The 18,561-nt window shown below is 72.2% G+C and carries 12 protein-coding genes; 7 read left to right on the forward strand and 5 right to left on the reverse strand.

The window, feature by feature from the left end; genetic code table 11:
• The first annotated feature begins 86 nt into the window (after positions 1-86).
• The 4 genes from CUC05_RS15865 (at position 87) to CUC05_RS15880 (ending at position 3,506) form a co-directional block, all read left to right on the forward strand.
• On the forward strand, positions 87-743 hold the full coding sequence (locus tag CUC05_RS15865) for a nuclease-related domain-containing protein (RefSeq protein ID WP_157965637.1): 657 nt from the start codon (positions 87-89) through the stop codon (positions 741-743).
• Between the two features lie 42 nt (positions 744-785).
• Entirely contained in the window at positions 786-2,021 is a 1,236-nt protein-coding gene (locus CUC05_RS15870) for an MFS transporter (RefSeq protein WP_108667100.1), read from the forward strand.
• Between the two features lie 198 nt (positions 2,022-2,219).
• Positions 2,220-2,765, forward strand: a complete 546-nt coding sequence (locus tag CUC05_RS15875; protein ID WP_108667101.1) for a hypothetical protein — start codon at positions 2,220-2,222, stop codon at positions 2,763-2,765.
• Positions 2,766-2,834: 69 nt separating this feature from the next.
• Positions 2,835-3,506, forward strand: coding sequence for a hypothetical protein (locus CUC05_RS15880; protein ID WP_108667102.1), 672 nt, complete (start codon positions 2,835-2,837; stop codon positions 3,504-3,506).
• A 7-nt stretch (positions 3,507-3,513) separates the two neighbouring features.
• Here the strand turns inward: CUC05_RS15880 and CUC05_RS15885 are convergent, their stop codons facing one another.
• Complete coding sequence (locus CUC05_RS15885) at positions 3,514-4,563, reverse strand: LLM class flavin-dependent oxidoreductase (protein WP_108667103.1); 1,050 nt, start codon at positions 4,561-4,563, stop codon at positions 3,514-3,516.
• Between the two features lie 135 nt (positions 4,564-4,698).
• Here CUC05_RS15885 and CUC05_RS15890 point away from each other — a divergent pair, with 135 nt between their 5' ends.
• Entirely contained in the window at positions 4,699-5,280 is a 582-nt protein-coding gene (locus tag CUC05_RS15890) for a Uma2 family endonuclease (protein ID WP_157965638.1), read from the forward strand.
• 69 nt (positions 5,281-5,349) lie between these two features.
• On the opposite strand, the gene CUC05_RS15895 is transcribed toward CUC05_RS15890, so the two are convergent.
• Complete coding sequence (locus CUC05_RS15895; protein WP_205712371.1) at positions 5,350-8,136, reverse strand: AMP-binding protein; 2,787 nt, start codon at positions 8,134-8,136, stop codon at positions 5,350-5,352.
• Between the two features lie 131 nt (positions 8,137-8,267).
• Here CUC05_RS15895 and CUC05_RS15900 point away from each other — a divergent pair, with 131 nt between their 5' ends.
• The gene (locus tag CUC05_RS15900) at positions 8,268-9,875 is read left to right on the forward strand and encodes a M28 family peptidase (protein ID WP_108667105.1); all 1,608 of its coding nucleotides are present in this window, start codon (positions 8,268-8,270) and stop codon (positions 9,873-9,875) included.
• A gap of 88 nt (positions 9,876-9,963) precedes the next feature.
• Here CUC05_RS15900 and CUC05_RS15905 read toward each other — a convergent pair whose 3' ends face one another.
• Positions 9,964-12,363 (reverse strand): CehA/McbA family metallohydrolase, encoded by a 2,400-nt coding sequence (locus CUC05_RS15905; RefSeq protein WP_157965639.1) that lies wholly within the window; start codon positions 12,361-12,363, stop codon positions 9,964-9,966.
• Positions 12,364-12,462: 99 nt separating this feature from the next.
• On the opposite strand from CUC05_RS15905, the gene ggt reads away from it, so the two are divergent.
• Positions 12,463-15,042 (forward strand): gamma-glutamyltransferase, encoded by a 2,580-nt coding sequence (gene ggt / locus CUC05_RS15910; protein WP_157965640.1) that lies wholly within the window; start codon positions 12,463-12,465, stop codon positions 15,040-15,042.
• A 222-nt stretch (positions 15,043-15,264) separates the two neighbouring features.
• Here ggt and CUC05_RS15915 read toward each other — a convergent pair whose 3' ends face one another.
• Entirely contained in the window at positions 15,265-16,392 is a 1,128-nt protein-coding gene (locus CUC05_RS15915) for an acetate/propionate family kinase (protein WP_108667108.1), read from the reverse strand.
• Positions 16,392-18,524: a phosphate acetyltransferase gene (pta, locus tag CUC05_RS15920; protein WP_108667109.1), complete on the reverse strand. Its 2,133-nt coding sequence runs from the start codon at positions 18,522-18,524 to the stop codon at positions 16,392-16,394. Before pta ends, CUC05_RS15915 begins: the two co-directional genes overlap by 1 nt.
• Positions 18,525-18,561: the final 37 nt, after the last annotated feature.

The following is an 18,561-nucleotide window of genomic DNA, read 5'->3' on the forward strand; positions in this document are numbered from 1 at the left end:
CACAGGGGGCGTCCCCCGTTTCGCGGCTGAAGAACGAACCACCCATTCATTCAAGACTTTTCGTTCGGAAGCCGATGCAGCGGTCCATGGAATGGACGACCGGTCCCGTGCCTCCTCGCCAGCCCCGGGCGGGACAGGGCGCGCGCGCCATGCAGGCCCATGCCGCGAGCGCAACGTCTGGCTGGCTCAGGCTGGCTCGACGACTGCTCGGTGCGCACGATGCCGAACGTGCGTGGCGCGTGGGGGCCGAGGGGGAAGAGCAGGTCGGTCACTCGCTCGCCACGCTGGACGACCGGTGGACGGTGGTCCACGACCTCCCGCTGAACGAGAGGGGTTCGAACCTGGACCACCTGGTCATCGGCCCGACCGGTGCGTACGCGCTCAACACCAAGAACTTGCGTGGACGCGTCTGGGTGGGGGAACGGACGGTCATGGTCAGCGGTCAGAAGACGTCCTACCTCCGAACGGCACGCTGGGAGGCGGCGACGACCGCACGGCTCCTGTCGGCGGCGACTGGCCGCAGGGTCTTCGTGTTCCCCGTCCTCGTCTTCATCGCCCGACGGGGACGGATCACGATCGAACAGCTACCGCGAGACGTCGGCATCACCACTGACCAGGTGATCTGCCGATGGCTGAACAGACGTCCTGTGACGATGGACCCCCACCACGCAGCGGTCCTGCGTGCAGCTGCACTGCGGCCGAGCACCTGGCCCGTTCCGAAGCGGCCGCCCACTCGTTCCTGACAGCCTGTTGCCCCCACGTCGGTCGGGCATGCTCGGGTCCCGATGACCGAACACGACGACGCGCCGACCGACAGCCGACCCGGCCTCGCCGACCTGCGCGCGGTCCCGGGGTTCACCGCGGCGCTGGCCATCGGGGTGGTGGTGGGGCTGGGGTTCGGGCTGGTCATCCCGATCATCCCGGCGTTCGCCCGGTCCTTCGGGGTGGGGGTGTTCGCGGCCACGGCGATCGTCAGCGTGTTCGCCGGTGTGCGGCTGGTGTCAAACCTGGCCGTGGGGCCGCTGATCGACACCATCGGCATGCGGCGGGCAGTCGGCTGGGGGGCGCTGATCGTGGGGGCGTCCTCGCTGGCCAGCGCCGCTGCCCCGACCTACTGGTGGTTCCTGTTCGCCCGCGGCATCGGCGGGTTCGGCAGCGCCCTGTTCCTCGGCGCGCTGGTCACCCTCACCCTCGTCACCGCCCCGGCCAGCCTCCGCGGTCGCGCCGTGGGCACCATCCAGTCCTCCTTCCTCATCGGGTCCTCCTTCGGCCCGACCGTCGGCGGCGCGCTGGCCGAACCCCTCGGCCTGCGCTGGCCGTTCGTCATCTACGCCGCCGCCTGCGGCATCGCCGGGCTGGTCGCCTTCAGTCGGCTGCCCGGCCCCGAGGCACCGACCGACGACGACGCACTGCCCGACCGCTCGAGGAACCCGTTCGCCGGCTTCGGCCAGCTGCTGCGCACCCGCGAGCTGATCGCCGCCCTCGTCATGATGGCCGCCGTCCGCTGGACCCTCTCGGGCCTGCGGTTCTCCGTCGTGCCGCTGTTCGCCGAGGACGTGCTGTCCCTGGGCCCGGCGCTGCTCGGGATCGGCCTGACGGTCGCCTCGGTCGGCCAGCTGCTGCTGGTCGTCCCCGCCGGCCGCCTGATCGACATCCGCGGTCGACGCCCCGTGGGGATCATCGGCTTCACGACCTTCGCGATCGTCTCGCTCGGCTTCGTCGTCCTCGACGGCACCTGGCCGTTCCTCGTCGCGATGGCCGCCTTCGGGCTGGTGACCGGCGCCACGAACCCCCTGCCCGCGGCCATCGTCGGTGACGTGGTCCGCAGGGACCGGGCCGGCAGGGCGGTCGGTGTGCTCAACACGGCCGGAGACCTCGGTTCCGTCGGCGGGCCGCTCGTCCTCGGCGCCCTCGTGGAGGGGTTCGGCTTCACCAGCGCCTTCGTCACCACCGCCGCCCTGCTGCTGGGCGCCGCGGCCCTCGCGGTGAGGATGCGCGAGACGATGCCCGCGACCGCGTAGACCCCCGGCCAGCCGAATCGCGGAGGCGCTGGGAACCCTCCCGAGGGGTTGCGCGTCTCAAGTGCTGACACCCCCGAGCAACGTGGTCCACCCCGGACACGTCGTGCGGATGTCGACCCGACCACGGACCCAATCCCGCCGGGCCGCCAGGTTCCACACCCCCGTGACGCCGCGTCGTCACCACCACTTGGAGAGGCCATGCAGACCGCCAAGCTCCCCGCCGCGCCACGCCCGACCATCATCGTCCTCGACGAGCCCCCGCCCATCCACGGCCTCGGCCCGGGTGGCCGGTCGACCGCCGCGATCGCCCTCGCCGTGGCCATCGCCGCGCTGACGACGGCCGTCTACCTCTACGTCGGCGACACCGACGCCGACGCCGACCCCACGACCGGTCCGCAGGACACCCTCGAGCTGTCCCTCGGCCAGGCCGACGCCCTCGCCAGCTGCCTGCCGTTCGAGCTCGCCATCCTCGCCGACATGTCCCCCGCCTTCGCGGCCACCGCCACGAGCGTGGAGGAGGGGACGGTCACCCTGTCGGTCGACCGCTGGTTCGCCGGTGGCGAGGCCGAGACGGTCATGCTGCATGCCCCCGCCGGCATGGACGGCCTGATCGCCGGGTTCGACCTGCGGGTCGGCCAGCGGTACCTGCTGACCGCCTCCAACGACACCGTCAACTACTGCGGCTACAGCGGTCCGGCGACCCCGGCGTTCGAGGCCGCGTTCGAGCAGGCCTTCGCCACCTGACCTGCCGCGCCGCGAGGTTCGGGGTACCCCCCTGATGCCGCCGATGCGGCCCCGGTGTGGAGTGCGGGCATGCGAAACGCCTCCACCTCCGTGCTTGCCCTGTTGCTGCTGCTGACCTGCCTGGCATGCGGCGACGACTCCGCCGGGGCGGACGCCGCCGGCGAGGCGACCGCCACCGTGGAGTCCGAGGACACACGGGCAACCCCCACCGCCGACACCCCGGCGACCGACACCGCCACGACCGAGCCAGCCACGACCGAGCCGGCCACGACCAAGCCAGCCACGACCGACGACAGCAGCGCACCGGCCGTCGCTGCCGAGCCGCTGGGTCCAATCGAGCTGGAGCCGACCGGCGAGGCCATCTGCGGGGTCGTGGCCGACCTCGACTTCAGCGCCGTCAACGACGCCACGGACGTGCCGTTGCAGCCCGGGGACGACCGCTGCCTGTGGCTGCCGTCGGACGGCCGGACGATCGACTTCGGCACGTGGGTCGCTGACGACCCCGACGACGCCACCGGCGAGACCCTGCTCGCCCAGTCCACTCCCGGCAACCCCAACACCGAGGTCGCCCCGTTGACCAGCCTCGGTCGCCCGGCCCTGACGGCCTCGACCGAGGCGACCAACGGGGTCCACGTCCTGCTGAACGACAGGTTCGTCCTGATCGTCAAGACCTTCGAGGGCTACACGCTGGACGAGCTGACGGACCTGGCCAGCCAGTTCTTGGCGGCGGCCGCCGGTTGACGTGCGATCAGCTGGCGGAGACCTCCTCCGCCAGCGCCGCGTGGACGCGGGGGGCGACCTCGCGGCCGTACAGCTCGATGGATCGCATCATCGCCTCGTGGGGCAGCGTGCCGGCGGACAGCTTCAGGTCGATGCGGTCCAGTGACAGGTCCTTCGCCGCCTCGACCAGCTTGGCGGCGACGGTCTCGGGCGAGCCCACCATCAGCGCCCCCTCGGGCCCGGCGGCGGCCTCGTACTGCTCGCGGGTCATGGGCGGCCAGCCCCGCTCGGCGCCAATGCGGGCATGCAGGGCGCGGTGGTGGGGCCACAGCTCGTCCAGCGCCTGACGGTCGGTCTCGGCGATGTGGCCGGGCAGGTGCGCCCCGACGGGCTGGCGGTCCTTCCCCAGCTGGTCCAGGGCTCGGTGGTAGAGGTCGACCAGCGGGGTGAAGCGGACGGGTGAGCCGCCGATGATGGCCAGCATCAGCGGCAGGCCGTAGCGGGCGGCCCGGACGACGGACTCGGGGCTGCCGCCGACGCCGACCCATGCCTTCAGCCCACCCTCGGTGGGCGGCCACACGACCTGCTCGTCGAGGCCCGCGCGGACGGTGCCCTGCCAGGTGACCGGGCCCTCCTCCAGCAGCCGGGCGAACAGGTCCAGCTTCTCCTCGAACAGCCGCTCGTAGTCGTGCAGGTCCAGCCCGAACAGCGGGAAGGACTCGGTGAAGGACCCCCGGCCGAGGATGACTTCCGCCCGCCCGTTGGAGACTGCGTCGAGGGTGGAGAACCGCTGGAACACCCGAACGGGATCGTCCGAGCTGAGCACCGTCACGGCCGACCCCAGCTTGATCCGCGAGGTCCGGCCCGCGATGGCCGCGAGGACCACCTCCGGCGAGGACACGGCGAAGTCGTCGCGGTGGTGCTCGCCGATGCCGATGAAGTCCAGGCCGACCTGCTCGGCAAGCACGGCCTCCTCCACGACGTTGCGGATGACCTCCGCCGGGTGCAGCCGGTTCCCCGACGCGTCGACGGTGACGTCGCCGAAGGTGTCGACACCCAGCTCGATGCGGGACTCCATGACCTCTCCTCCACTCGCAGCAGCAATAGTTAGAACTATAACGATATGGGTGGATGCCGCATTCCCGTCCCCATTGTCCACAGCCGAAGCGACCTTGACGGACGTTCCCGGACGTGTCCCACTACCGTCATGGCCATGACCGAGGTGCTCGCCGAGCTGTCAGACACCATCCGCCCGATCTCCCGTCGGGAGTTCAACGCCTGGGGTGCCGACGGCTGGTTCGACGACGAGCGGGTCGAGCTGATCGACGGGGTGATCGTGGCCATGGCAGCCGAGGGTGGACCGCACCTGAAGGTGGTGATGTGGCTGACCAACCACGTCGCCCGTCACCTCGACCCCGACCGGATGGTGGGCGTCTCCCACCCGTACGCCGTCAGCGAGTTCAGCCAGCCGGTACCGGACCTCGCGATCGTCAGGACCGCTGACTTCCACGCCATCACCGACGCCGTCACCGCTGCCGAGCTGGTCGTCGAGGTCGCCCACTCCAGCCGCCGGCGCGACCTGGTCGTGAAGGCCCGCCTGTACGCCGAGGCGGCCGTGCCGGAGTACTGGGTCCTGGACCTGGTCCAGCGTCGTCTGGTCGTCCACACCGACCCCGTCGACGGGGCCTACCGGACCGTCGAGGCCAGGGACGTGGACGCCATGCCGGGCAACGCCGAGGTCGAGGTGCTCGGGGTCACGGTCCCGCTCGCCACGGTGTTCTCGCTGACCGCCTGAGGCACGCCGCTTGGCCTGTTGTCGCTGCAAGGTGCGACCGAACACCCCTGGCCGGACGCGACCGGCCGCTCAGCCCAGGTCGGTCTCGCCGCAGTGCAGGCCGATGTGGGCGCGGGCGGCATCGCGGAGCTGCAGCGTTGCGGCCCAGCCCGACCCCGAGGGGAGGATCGGGTCGCCGACGACGAGGTCGATGGTGCCGCGACGCAGATGGGTGGAGGGAGGGGCCAGCACCCGGCGGCTGCCCCGGATCGCGACGGGGACCACGGGCACACCGGCCGTCGCCGCGACGTCGAAGGCACCCAGACGGAACGGGCGCAGCCCGCGAACGCGGTCCAGGCCGCCCTCGGGGAAGACCACCAGGTAGCTGCGGCTGTCCAGCGTCGCCGACAGCGCAGCCACGTCGGCGACCCCCTGCGTGCGGTCGTGGCGTTCGACGAACACCGCACCCAGCCGTCGCAGGACGAACCCCTCGATCGGCTTGTCGGCCAGCGCCTCCCCGACGACGAACCGGACGGCACCGGGCACGTGGGCCGACAGGGCCAGCCCGTCGATCCAGCTGGCGTGGTTGGCGACCACCACCGCTGGCGGGGGCGGCCAATCCCCCCTCACCACCGCAGGCGTGCGCGTCAGCCGCATGACCCCACGAAGGACCCGGCGAACCAGCGCCCACCGCAGCGCCCGGCCAGGCACCAGCGCCACGAGCAGGGCGAGGGGCACGACGACGGTGACCGCGAGCAGCCTCGCCCATGCCGCATGGCCGGCCTCCACGACCCGACCACGCACCCCGCGGAGGCTGCTGGGGATCCCGAGCCAGCCGAAGCGGGCCAGCTGCATCCACGCCGCACGGACCGGCCGCTCCAGCTGCCCGTCGGCGTGGCGTGCCGCCGTCTCGGCCCGGCGCAGCTTGCCGCTGGACGTCTTGGGCACGGCCCCCGGGCCGACCAGCACGATCTCGTCGGGCGGGGTCTCGACCACCGCGACGGCCGCGTCGAGGATCCGGCCGCGGATGGCCTCCCGTGCCGCCGGGTCGGTCTCGCGGGTCTCCGCCACCACGACCAGCCGTTCGGTGCCCCGCTCGGCGTCGCCCACCCCGAACGCGGCGACGCAGCCGGCCCGGACGCCGTCGACGGTGCCGATGACCTGCTCGAGCTCCTGGGGGTGCAGGTTGCGGCCGGCGCGGATGATCAGGTCCTTGACGCGGCCGGTGATGACGATGTCGCCGTCGGCCAGGTAGCCGAGGTCGCCGGTGTCCAGCCAGTCACCGTCACGCAGGGCCCGGGTGGCCTCGTCGTTGCGGAGGTACCCGCGGGTCGCCGACGGCCCGGTGAACTGGATGCGGCCCTGCGTCCGGTCGGACACGGCACGGCCGGTCCGGTCGACCACGCGGATGGCGTAGCCGGGCAGCGGTTGTCCGCAGGCGGCCAGCTCGAGCACGTCCGACCCCGCGGCGTCTGGGAGGACCGGCTCGGCCACCCCACCACGCGGCAGCCGGTCCCGGCTGATCCGGTCGATGATCGGCGGGCGGCCGACGGGCGGGAAGGCCAGCCCGACGGCGGCCTCGGCCAGTCCGTAGACGGGCGCGAGCGCCTGGGGGCGCAGGCCGACCGGGCCGAACCGCTCGGCGAACCGTCGGAGGGTGTCGGGACCGACCGCTTCGGCCCCGTTGAACGCCAGCCGCCACGTGGACAGGTCGAGGGTGGCCAGCTGCTCGTCGGTGACGCGGCGCAGGCACAGCTCGTAGCCGAAGTTGGGTGATGCGGCGAGGGTGCCACCGTGGTCGGTGATGGCCTGCAGCCACGACGCCGGGCGGACGAGGAAGTCCTGCGGTGGCATCGAGATCAGCCGCATGCCGACGTGGAGGCTCCCGAGCCACGCGCCGATCAGGCCCATGTCGTGGTACAGCGGCAGCCAGCTGACGAACACGTCGTCGGGGGCGGCTTGGATGACCTGCGCCATCGCGTCGATGTTGACGACGAGGTCGCGGTGGCTGAGCACGACGCCCTTCGGGGCCCCGGTGCTGCCGGAGGTGTACTGCACCAGGGCGACATCGTCGGGGCCGGCCCGGGGCAGGGGGTCGGTGCCGTCGACCTCGGCCAGCTCGTCGGCGGTGCAGACGTGGCGGAGCGTCGTGACGTGGGCGCGCATGAGCGTGGCGAGCGATCGGCCCTCGGGGACGGTGATCAGGATGCTGGCGTGGGCGTTGTCGAGGATGTGGCGTTGCCGCTGCAGGTGCTCGCCGATGCGTGAGGGGCGGTCCGGCGGGTAGATCGGCACGGCGGTGCAGCCGGCCAGGAGGACGCCGAGGAAGGACACGAAGTAGTCGCGGCCGGTCGGCAGCATCAGTGCGATGGCGTCCCCGGGTTGAGCACCACGTCCGTGCAGCCCGTGGGCGACGGCCAGCGCCTGGTCGTGCAGCTCGGCGTAGGTCAGCTCGACGGGACGGGCGTCGTCGAGCAGGCGCAGGTGCGGCCGGTCGGGATGGGTCGCCAGGTGCCAGTCGAGGCTGTCGAGGAGGGTCGGCAGGTCGGTCGGCCGGGGGCCGTCGGCGGCCGTGGGGACGACCGGCGCAGGAGCGGACGTGGACGCGGTGGCCGTGTTCGGGGCTTCGCCGTCCACCAGCAGGTCCCGCAGGGTGGTGGCGGTGCCGAGCAGCTCGGCCGGCATCCTCGTGCCCCGCGCGTCCTCGAGCCTGGACAGCAGCTCGGCCAGCGCGAGGCTGTCCAGCGCCAGGTCGCGCTCGAGGTCGCTGTCCAGCGTCACGGTCGGGTGGCCGCGCGGCCGCAGCTCGTCCAGCAACGCGGCGGTCACCGACACGACCAGACCGGCATCATCGCCGGATGACCGAATCGCCGTCACCCCGCCAGTGTCGCCGATCGGCGTGCCCTTGGGGAGGGGGGTGGTGTCGGCAGGCCGGGGGGACTAGGGTCAGATCTCGTCAGAGTCGGGACGTGGGCACCTCGACATTCTTGCCATTCAGGAGGATGTTGATGAACCGCCATGCCCATCTCGGCGCGCTCCTCGCGCTGCTGCTCGCCGTCAGCCTGCTGCCGACCGTCGCCGGTGCCGCACCGTCCGGCAACGCCTGTCTCACCCGCAACCTGAACCAGACCAACAAGCTGCTCGCCTGTGTCAATGCCGACGACGTCCTCGTCCACATGGAGGCGTGGCAGGCGATCGCCGACGCCAACGGCGGGACGCGCGCATCCGGTACCCCCGGCTACGACGCCTCCGCGGACTACGTCGCCGACCTGCTCGAGGCGGCCGGCTACACCGTCGAGCGCCAGGTCTTCGACTTCAGCCTGTTCACGGAGAACTCCAGCTCCCTCGTGGCGGACGGCACACCCATCGAGACCCAGGCCTTCGCCTTCTCGGGCAGCGGCACCGTCCTCGGCGGCAACGTCATCCCGGTCGACCTCGACCTCGGGCTGGGCAACGCATCCACGTCGGGCTGCGAACCCGCCGACTTCGTCGGACTCGACTGGTCCGGGCCCGATGACATCGCGTTGATCCAGCGCGGGGCCTGCTTCTTCAGCGACAAGGCCCTGAACGCCCAGGCCGCCGGGGCGGAGGCCGTCATCATCTTCAACCAGGGCAACACGGCCGACCCGGGCCGTCAGGACATCATCGGGGGCACGCTCGGCGAGGGTGTCGTGGGCGTCCTGACCATCCCGGTCCTGGACACCTCCTACTCCGACGGCCTGGTGGTGCTCGGGGCGACGACAGTCGACCTGTCCGCCGACACCACCATCGTCACCAGCACCACCGAGAACGTCATCGGCGACCTGCCGGGCGTGAACCCCGACAACGTCGTCATGGCCGGTGCGCACCTGGACTCGGTGGCTGCGGGTCCGGGCATCAACGACAACGGGAGCGGCTCGGGTGCGCTGCTGGCCATCGCGCTGGCGCTCGGCAACAACACGAAGTACACGCCGCAGAACACCCTGCGGTTCGCGTGGTGGGGTGCGGAGGAATCCGGCCTCATCGGGTCCGAGCAGTACGTGTTCAACCCGGACTTCGGCCTGACGCAGGAGGAGTACGACGCGCTCGCGCTGTACCTCAACTTCGACATGGTCGGCTCGCCGAACTTCATCTACGGCGTCTACGACGCCGACGAGTCCACGTTCCCCGCACCCGTCTTCATCCCGCCGGGGTCGGCGGAGCTCGAGGACCTGTTCGAGGCCTTCTACTCGGCCAACAACATCCCCTACGAGGACTCCGAGTTCTCCGGGCGGTCGGACTACCAGGCGTTCATCGACGTCGGCATCCCCGCCAGCGGGCTGTTCACGGGGGCCGAGGGCGTCAAGACCGAGGAGCAGCAAGCCATCTGGGGCGGCACCGCCGGTGACCAGTACGACCCCTGCTACCACCTGGCCTGCGACACGATCGACAACCCCAGCACCGAAGCGCTGGACGTCAACGTCGACGCGATCGCCTACGCCATCTTCAACCTGGCGGCCTCCACCGAGGCCATCAACGGCGTGCCGGGCACCAGCCTGCCGGGCCGTGGCCCCGACGACGTCGTCCTCGACGGGCCGCAAGGCACGTTCCTCAGCGGTGGTGGTTCGCACATCGACCACGGGCAGGCGTCGGAGTAGCCCGACCCCGCCATCGGTACGACGAGGGGCACCCCACCGGGGTGCCCCTCCGGTTGACTGGCCGCCAGCGAGCGACCGGGGCCGGGCTTCAGCCCAGCGGGGCGGTCACCACGCCGACGCCGCTGGGCAGCTCCGCGGTCCAGGCCATCATCCCGTCGGTCAGCGCCGGCCAGCCGTGGTAGCGGCCCTCGCCGGTCAGCGGCCGGGCCGGCCCGAACGTCAGGCCCCCGTCGGTCGAGACGGCCGTCCGCAGCGACCACGTCGGATCCGTCGCCTGCTGCCAGACGACCCGGAGCCCGTCGGGTTCGACCTGCAGCTGTGGCTGGTAGGACCACTCGCTGGGCCCGTCGACCCGGCCGGACGTCGACCAGGTCGCACCGGCGTCGTCGGACCGCTGGACCCAGACGTCGGTGAACGCCGAGTCGACGGTGCTGGTGTGGGCCAGGACGATCCCACCGTCGGGGGTGATCGCCAGCGACGGCGACAGGGCGGGGTTGCCCTCGACCCCCTCGGCGGTGGGTTCGTCGCGACGCAGGATCCGGTCGGTCCAGCGGCGGTCGGTGGAGAACGTGATGCCACCGTCGGTCGACACGGCACCGAAGATGCCGACGTCGTCGGGGTTGCCGCTGCGACCCGGCGTCGGGTCCTCGCGGTTGTCCTCCCACGCGACGGCCACGGTGTCGCCGTGCACGGCGATGGTGGGCTCGACCGATGCCGGGATGTGCAGGAGCTCACGGGGCGGGACGGCGTACTGCGTCATGCCACCGCTCCACGACTGTGCGAACGACAGCCGGGTCGCGGTCGACACCCCGTCCAGCCGCTGGTGGTGGATCGCCCACGTCCCGTCGTCGACCTGCGCCTGCCAGACCAGGTGGTCCACGCCGTCCCCGGTGGCCAGCACCGGACGGGCGGCGTTGCCCTCGGCGACCACCTCGGCCGGGCCGAAGGACGCCCCACCGTCCGTCGAGCGTCGCACGACGACGTCACCGCCGAACCGTCGCGGGTCGTGGACCTCGTAGGCGACCGTGACCGTGTCGTCGCGGACCACGATCGAGGGCGACCGTCCCTCCCCCAGCGCCACCGCCACCGACCACGTCAGCCCGCCGTCCAGCGAGCGCTGGTGGGTGACGACCCTGGCCTGGCCACCGGTCCGCTGCTGCTGGACCAGGTGCACGACGTCGCCGTCGCGGGCGAGGTCGGCGAAGCCACCCCAGTCGGCGTCGGTCAGCGACACGAGCGGGGTGCCGTCGGCGAGGGATGGCGTCCGTGCCGCCGAGGTGGGCGCGGACAACCACACCGGCGTGGAGTTCATGACGAACGTGTCGACGTAGTCCAGCGGGTCGGGCAGGCCGACGCGGCTGGCACCGACGGTCATGGCGGTGACCCGGTAGAAGGCCGACGACGACGGCAGCTCGAAGGCAACGGTGTCCGCGATCCCGTCGGGCACGACCTCGGCGACGACCGCACCGGTGTCGTCGACGACCCGTATGGTGTGGCCGGCGCCGTTCTCGATGGCGAGGGCCAGGGTGACCGTGTCGCCGGACGGGTCGGCCCAGCCACCGGTGATCGCCTCGAACCCGTCGACCCCGTCGGCGTCCAGCAGGGTGGCGATGCGGATGCCGGCGATGCCCTGTCCGGCGAGCGTGCGGCCGGCGCGGATGCCCTCGACCAGCGCTTCCTCCGTCACCCCGGTGGTCAGCACGTACGCCGCGCTGCCGCCGGGACCGGAGGGACCGGCCCACACCTGCTTGAAGTGGTTGTCGGATCCGTTGACCGCGGCGACCCGCCCACCGGCCTCGGCCAGCGCCTGGTAGTACGCCTCGTTGGAGCCGTTGCCGCCGCCGGGGAAGCCGGCGTCCTGCAGGGCGCTGTCGCCACCGCGAAGCGCTTCGATGTGGGAGAGGGGGAAGTCGACCAGCTCGGCCATGCAGTCGTCGGCGCCGCCGTCCTTGGGGTGGGCCATGCCGAGCAGCCCGTCCTGGGCGGCGACCTCCAGCGTCATCTCGGCCATGCCGCAGCCGACCCGGTCGGTGGAGCCGTGGTCGATGCGGGTCTGGATGGCGAACGCCGTGCCGTGCCGGCCACCGCCCCACTCCTCACCGGTCAGCAGCACCCGGTCGCCCATCGCGAACGGTGACCGGTCGAGGTCGAAGTCGGGGTCGTAGTGCTGGGCGAAGTTGCGGTGGTCGGTGAACGCCACCGCCGCCATGCCGGCCCGCAGCGCCTGGTCGCGCTGTTCGTCGAGGAACGTGTCGTGGCTCTCGGGGGTGTCGAACTCCTGGTGGAACACCCCACCGTCGGAGGAGTGGTCGGTGTGCAGGTGCATGTCGAACGGCACCCATGCCAACCCGTCGAGCTCGGCCTCGACGGCGGCGGTCAGCGCGGCGCTACGGATCGGCTGGGCGAGCCCGTCGGCCCGGACGGTCGGCGCGGCGACACCCACGGCGACCAGGACCAGCAGCAGCGGGACGGCAAGGAATCGGCTCATGGGGACCACGTTCGCCACGACCACCCCCCGGTCCTGCCCGCCTATCCCACCCGCCGGACGAAATCGCCAACGCCGGTGAGGGGTTGCTACAACACCGGGATGTCCCTGAAGCTGTCCACGATCCTCCTCTGCCTGCTCGTCGGGCTCGCCCCGACGGCCGCGTCGGCTGCCGAGGGAAGCCAGTTCTCCCCGCCCGTCCGAGGGCACGGCGGGGTCGTGTCGACCGAGTCGTTCGCGGCCGGGCAGGTCGGCCGTGACGTGCTGGATGCCGGCGGCACGGCGGTCGACGCCGCGATCGCGGCGGTGTTCGCGCTGAACGTCGCCCGCCCCCAGTCGTGCGGGATCGGTGGTGGCGGCTTCGCCGTGGTCCACCAGGTCGACGGCGAGGTCGCGGCGCTGGACTTCCGCGAGACCGCCCCCGCGGCGATCACACCGGACACGTTCGGCGGGGTCGGGCTGTACCAAGCGTTCACCGGCCACACCACTGTCGGCGTGCCCGGCACGGTCGCGGGGCTGTGGGCGCTGCACCAACGGTTCGGCACGACGGACTGGGCCGACCTGGTCGCGCCGGCCGAGGCGCTGGCCCGCGATGGGGTCGAGGTGCCCGAGTCGTTGTCGTCGGCCATGGCGGCCGCGGCCCCGCGGCTGCGCCTGTTCCCCGCCGCCGCCGAGCAGTTCCTCGTCGGAGGCGTGGCGCCGTACCCGCCCGGGTCGACGCTGGTGCAGCCCGACCTGGCCGACACCCTCGCCCTCATCGCCGCCGACGGCCCCCCTGCGTTCTACACCGGGCCGATCGCCGAGATGATCGTGGCCGACATGGTCGACAACGCCGGGGGCTACCCCGGCGACGACGGGCTGATGACCGCCGAGGACCTGGCCAGCTACGAGGCGAGGTTCCGGACGCCGCTGACGGCGGACTACCGCGGCCACGAGGTCATCGCCATGCCGCCGCCGACGTCGGGCGGGATCGCCGTGATCGAGATGCTCAACATCCTGGAGAACTTCGACCTGACCGCGGCGGGGCAGTCCAGCGCCGACCACCTGCACCTTGTCGCGGAGGCCCAGAAGATCGCCTGGGCCGACCGTGGTGCCTACGTGGCCGACAGCGACTTCGTGGACGTGCCGGTCGACCTGCTGACCAGCCAGGCCTACGCCGACCAGCGTGCCGCCGAGATCGACCTGGCATCGGCCGGCAGCTACGAACCCGCCGACCTCGGCGAGCCCGCCCCCGACGACGGTGCGGACAACAACCCGCGGGGCAACACCACCCACCTGTCGGTCATCGACGCCACCGGCAACGTGATCGCGCTGACCTGCACGATCGAGCAGGCGTTCGGCTCGGCCATCGTCGCACCCGGCACGGGCTTCCTGCTGAACAACGAGCTGACGGACTTCTCCGCCGCGGGCACCGCCAACGAGCCCGAGCCCGGCAAGCGGCCGCGGTCATCGATCTCCCCGACCATCGTGCTGCGCGACGGCCGGCCAGTGATCGCCGTCGGTGGGGCCGGCGGTGCGACGATCGTCATGGGATCTCATCAGGCCATCGTCGGGCTGGTCGACTTCGGGCTGGACGTCGCCCAGGCCGTCGACGCCGAACGGCTGGACGCCGGCACGATCGACCTGCAGCTGGAGAACGTCCGGGTGTCCCCCGCGGTGCAGGCCGACCTGATGGAACGTGGCCACCAGGTCGTGCCCAACGGGGAGTACGGCGCGTTGCCGCGGGTCCAGGCCGTCGGTGTCGACCCGGCGACGCGCGAGCACGTCGGGACCAGCGACTCGCGGACCGACCAGGCGACCTATGCGCAGGACACCGTCGTGCTCCGTGCGGCGGGTGCGGATCGGGTGGGTACGTCGGTGGCGATCAGCCAGCAGGCGTTCGGCCGTGCGGACACCGTCGTCGTCGCAGCCGGGCTGATCGATGCGCTGGCCGGCGGTCCGTTGGCCTTCGCCGAGGACGCTCCCTTGCTGCTGACCGGCCCTGACGCGCTGGACGACCGGGTCCTGGCCGAGGTCGGCCGCCTCCGTGCCGGACGGGCCATCGTGCTGGGTGGCCCCGCGGCGGTGTCGGAGTCCGTCACCGACGCCCTGGTCGCGGCGGGCCTGGCCGTGGAGCGGATCGCCGGCGTTGACCGGTTCGCGACCGCCGGGGCCATCGCCGAGCGGTTCGACGGGGACGCAGCGGTGGTCGTCAACGGTCGGGCCCCGGCCGATGCGCTGTCGGTCGGTCCGCTCGCGGCGGTAACCGGTCATCCGATCCTGCTGGTCGAGCGGTCGTCGGTCCCGTCGGCGACGGCGGCTGCCCTGGACGGGATCACCCGGACGACCGTCGTCGGTGGGACCGCCGTCGTGGACGAGGCCGTCACGGCGGCCCTGCCCGAGGCGACCCGACTGGCCGGCGCCGACCGGTTCGCCACCAACGACGCGGTGCTGGAGGCAGGGGCCGCCGAGGGCCTCCGTCCGGTCCGACGGTGGATCGCCGCAGGTGACGGCATCGCCGATGCGCTGGCGGCCGGTCCCTCGGTTGCGGCCGACGGCGGCTCGTTGCTGCTGCTCGACCCGTCGAACCCGCTACGTGGCCTCGAGTCGACCCAGCGGGTGACCCTCCTCGGCGGCACGGCGGTGCTGTCGGCCCCGGTGGAGGAGGCGATCCGCGCGGCCCTGCGGAGCGAGATGGGCTGACACCCACCACCCCGTTGTCGCTACGAGGTGCGACCAAGGGCACCATGTCGGGGCCCGCGCCCCGCAGGCAGGTGGTCAGGCGAGCTGGCGGACGAGCAGGAAGCGGGCCCACGCGAACAACAGGTAGCGGATGACGTTGCCGTCACCGCCGTTGCGAAGCCCGGACACCGCGGCGGCGAACGTCGTCTCGGCGCGGTCGGTGCGGCCGGCCCGGTGGGGCCGTCAGCCCGAGGCGACCGCTCGGGTGCGATGGGCGATCTCGGCTTCCTCGTCGGTGGGGACGACCAGGACGGCGGTCGGGCCGGTGCTGATCGTCGTCGCGCCGTCCGGTCCGACGGCCGCGTCGTTGGCGGCGTCGTCCAGCGACACGCCGAGGAACCCCAGCTGTTCGCAGACCCGACGGCGGACCAGCGAGGAGTGCTCGCCAACCCCCGCGGTGAAGACCAGGGCGTCCATGCCGCCGAGCACCGCCGCGAACGCGCCGACGTAGCGGACGATGCGGTGGACGTAGACGTCAAGGGCCAGCGATGCGGCCGTGTCCCCCTCTCCTGCACGCGCCTCGACGGTGCGCATGTCGTTGTCGCCGCACAGCCCCTTCAGTCCTGACTCGCGGGTCAGCAGGCGCTCGACCTCGTCCCCCGACAGCCCGTCCTCGCGCATCAGGTGGAAGACGACGGCCGGGTCGATGTCCCCCGTCCGGGTGCCCATGACCAGCCCCTCCAGCGGCGACATGCCCATGGACGTGTCGACGCAGATGCCACCGTCGACCGCGGCCGCCGACGCACCGTTGCCCAGGTGGAGGGTCACCAGCTTCGTTTCCTCCAGCGGTCGGCCCATGTGCTCGGCGGCGACACGGGACACCCACGCGTGGGAGGTGCCGTGGAACCCGTAGCGGCGGACCCCGTGCTCGGTGAACGTCCACTCGGGCACGGCGTAGCGGTGCGCGGCCGGCGGGATGGTGGCGTGGAAGGCGGTGTCGAAGACGGCGACCTGCAGGAGTTTCGGCCGGCGGGCCATCGACGCGCGGATGCCCAGCAGGTTGGCCGGGTTGTGCAGCGGCGCCAGCGGCACCAGCGACTCGATCGTGGCGATGACGTCCTCGTCGATCAGCACCGGCTGGGTCAGCGCCGCCCCGCCGTGCACGACCCGATGGCCGACCGCCTGGACGGCGTCGTCGACGCCTGCCTCGACCAGGTGGGCGACGACCCGGTCGATGGCGTCGGTGTGGTCGGCGACGCCCCCCTCCTCACCGATGCGTTCGACGATGCCGTCGACCAGCGGGGTGTCGTCGTCGGCGAGCAGCCGGTACTTCAGCGACGACGACCCGGCGTTCAGCACGAGGACCCGCATCAGGCGCCCGCCCCCTGCTCCTGCTGCATCCGTGCGGCCTCGGCGATCTCCTGCTGCGCCTGGATGGCGGTGATGGCGACCGTGTTGACGATGTCGGGGATGGTGCAGCCGCGTGACAGGTCGTTGACGGGTTTGTTGAGGCCCTGCAGGACCGGCCCGACGGCGACCGCACCGGCGGAGCGCTGCACCGCCTTGTAGGTGTTGTTGCCGGTGTTGAGGTCGGGGAACACGAACACGGTGGCGTTGCCGGCGACCGTGCTGTCGGGCAGCTTCTTGCCGGCCACACCCGCATCGACGGCCGCGTCGTACTGCATGGGCCCCTCGACCTGCAGGTCGGGGCGCCGCTCGCGCACCAGCTCGGTGGCCTCGCGGACGGCCTCGACGTCGGTGCCCGACCCGGACGCGCCGGTGGAGTACGACAGCATGGCGATGCGCGGCTCGACCCCGAACGCGGCGGCGGTGTCGGCGGAGCTGATGGCGATGTCGGCCAGCTGCGAGGCGTTGGGGTTGGGGTTGATGGCGCAGTCGCCGTAGACCAGCACCCGGTCGGGCAGCAGCATGAAGAACACCGAGCTGACGATGGCGACGCCGGGCTTGGTGCGCACGACCTCCAGGGAGGGTCGGACGGTGTGCTGGGTGGTGTGGGCGGCGCCGGAGACCATGCCGTCGGCGTGGCCCATCAGGACCATCATCGTGCCGAAGTAGCTGACGTCGAGCAGCAGCTCGTACGCCAGGTCGGGGGTGGCCCCCTTGTGGGCCCGCAGCTCGGCGTAGCGGTCGGCGAAGACCTTCCGCAGCGGCGAGGTGACGGGGTCGATGACCTCGATGCCGCTGAGGTCGACGCCGAGCCCTGCCGCGCGGGCCTCGACGGCCTGGGGTGATCCGAGCAGCGTCAGCCTGGCCACGCCACGACGGTTGAGGATCTCCGCGGCACGCAGGATCCGGTCGTCGGTGGACTCGGGCAGGACGATGTGCCGGCGGTCCTGTCGGGCCCGCTCGATGATGTCGAACTCGAACATCAGCGGGGTGACGACCGTCGACCGGGTGACCTCGATCCGCTGGGCGAGCGCCTCGACGTCGACGTGTTCGTCGAAGGTGTCCAGCGCGGTGGCCAGCTTGCGGGTCTGGGATGCACGCAGGACCGCCGGGACCGCGTCGGCACGGGTGGCGGTGGTGAACGTGTCGTCGTCGACGGACAGGATCGGGCAGGGCAGGGTGGCGAACCCGTCGAGCAGCCGGACCATCGACGCCTCGGGGCGGTAGCCGCCGGTCAGGACCACCGCGGCGACGTTGGGGAAGGTGGTCGCCATGCGCGAGCCGATGACGCCGAGGACGACGTCGGCCCGGTCCCCGGGAGTCAGGACGATCGCGCCCTCCACCAGCCGCTCGAGGACGTGCGGGAGGGTCATCGCGCCGATCGTGATCTTCGACGCGACACGGTCCATGGCGGCCTCGGTGTCGCCGAGCAGTACGCGGGCGTTGATGCCGGTGGCGACCTCGCGGACGGTCGGCATGGACAGGGTGGGGACCTCGGGCACGACCCAGACGGGGTCGTCGTGGGGCACGGCCGCGGTGGCCTCGCGGATGGCGTCGAGGTCGGTGGGGTCGACCCGGTTGACGACGGTGGCCAGCAGCGTGCAGCCCTCGGAGGTGAGGGACTCGCGGGCGACGTGGGTGGCCTCGACGACGTCGTGGGCGGTCCGGCCGCGCCCGTTGACGATGGCCAGGACGGGGGCGCCGAGGTGGTTGGCAAGCTTGGCGTTGAAGTCGAACTCCAGCGCCGTGGACACGCCGGTGTAGTCGGTGCCGTCGCACAACACGAACGGGGCCTTGTCGGCCAGCGCCCGGTAGGCCTCGAGCACGCCCTTGAACAGCTCGTCGGTGCGTCCCTGCGCCAGCAGCGCCTCGACCTGGTCGACGGTGAAGGCGTACCGCTCCTCGGGTTCACCGGCCAGCTCGTAGCGGCCGTCCATCAGCGCCAGCCGGCTGTCGATCGGGTCGGTCGTGGCCACGACGGGCCGGAAGTAGCCGACCCGGTCCAGCCGGCGGGACAGCAGCTCCATCACACCGAGGGCGATGACGGACTTGCCGGACGCCGGTTCGAGCGAGGCGATGTAGAGGTTGTTGGCCACGGGCTGGGGCTCCCTGGGGGGCGGATCGAGGACGCCC

The organism is Euzebya rosea, from assembly GCF_003073135.1.
Taxonomy (GTDB): domain Bacteria; phylum Actinomycetota; class Nitriliruptoria; order Euzebyales; family Euzebyaceae; genus Euzebya; species Euzebya rosea.

What these genes read in the sequence shown, in the direction of transcription:
- CUC05_RS15885 (WP_108667103.1), bottom strand. Translation starts at nt 4,563, where the DNA reads ATGGAGTCCCGCATCGAGCTGGGTGTCGACACCTTCGGCGACGTCACC.
- CUC05_RS15900 (WP_108667105.1), top strand. Translation starts at nt 8,268, where the DNA reads ATGAACCGCCATGCCCATCTCGGCGCGCTCCTCGCGCTGCTGCTCGCC.
- ggt (WP_157965640.1), top strand. Translation starts at nt 12,463, where the DNA reads ATGTCCCTGAAGCTGTCCACGATCCTCCTCTGCCTGCTCGTCGGGCTC.
- CUC05_RS15875 (WP_108667101.1), top strand. Translation starts at nt 2,220, where the DNA reads ATGCAGACCGCCAAGCTCCCCGCCGCGCCACGCCCGACCATCATCGTC.
- CUC05_RS15865 (WP_157965637.1), top strand. Translation starts at nt 87, where the DNA reads ATGGAATGGACGACCGGTCCCGTGCCTCCTCGCCAGCCCCGGGCGGGA.
- CUC05_RS15905 (WP_157965639.1), bottom strand. Translation starts at nt 12,363, where the DNA reads ATGAGCCGATTCCTTGCCGTCCCGCTGCTGCTGGTCCTGGTCGCCGTG.
- CUC05_RS15870 (WP_108667100.1), top strand. Translation starts at nt 786, where the DNA reads ATGACCGAACACGACGACGCGCCGACCGACAGCCGACCCGGCCTCGCC.
- CUC05_RS15890 (WP_157965638.1), top strand. Translation starts at nt 4,699, where the DNA reads ATGACCGAGGTGCTCGCCGAGCTGTCAGACACCATCCGCCCGATCTCC.
- CUC05_RS15880 (WP_108667102.1), top strand. Translation starts at nt 2,835, where the DNA reads ATGCGAAACGCCTCCACCTCCGTGCTTGCCCTGTTGCTGCTGCTGACC.
- CUC05_RS15915 (WP_108667108.1), bottom strand. Translation starts at nt 16,392, where the DNA reads ATGCGGGTCCTCGTGCTGAACGCCGGGTCGTCGTCGCTGAAGTACCGG.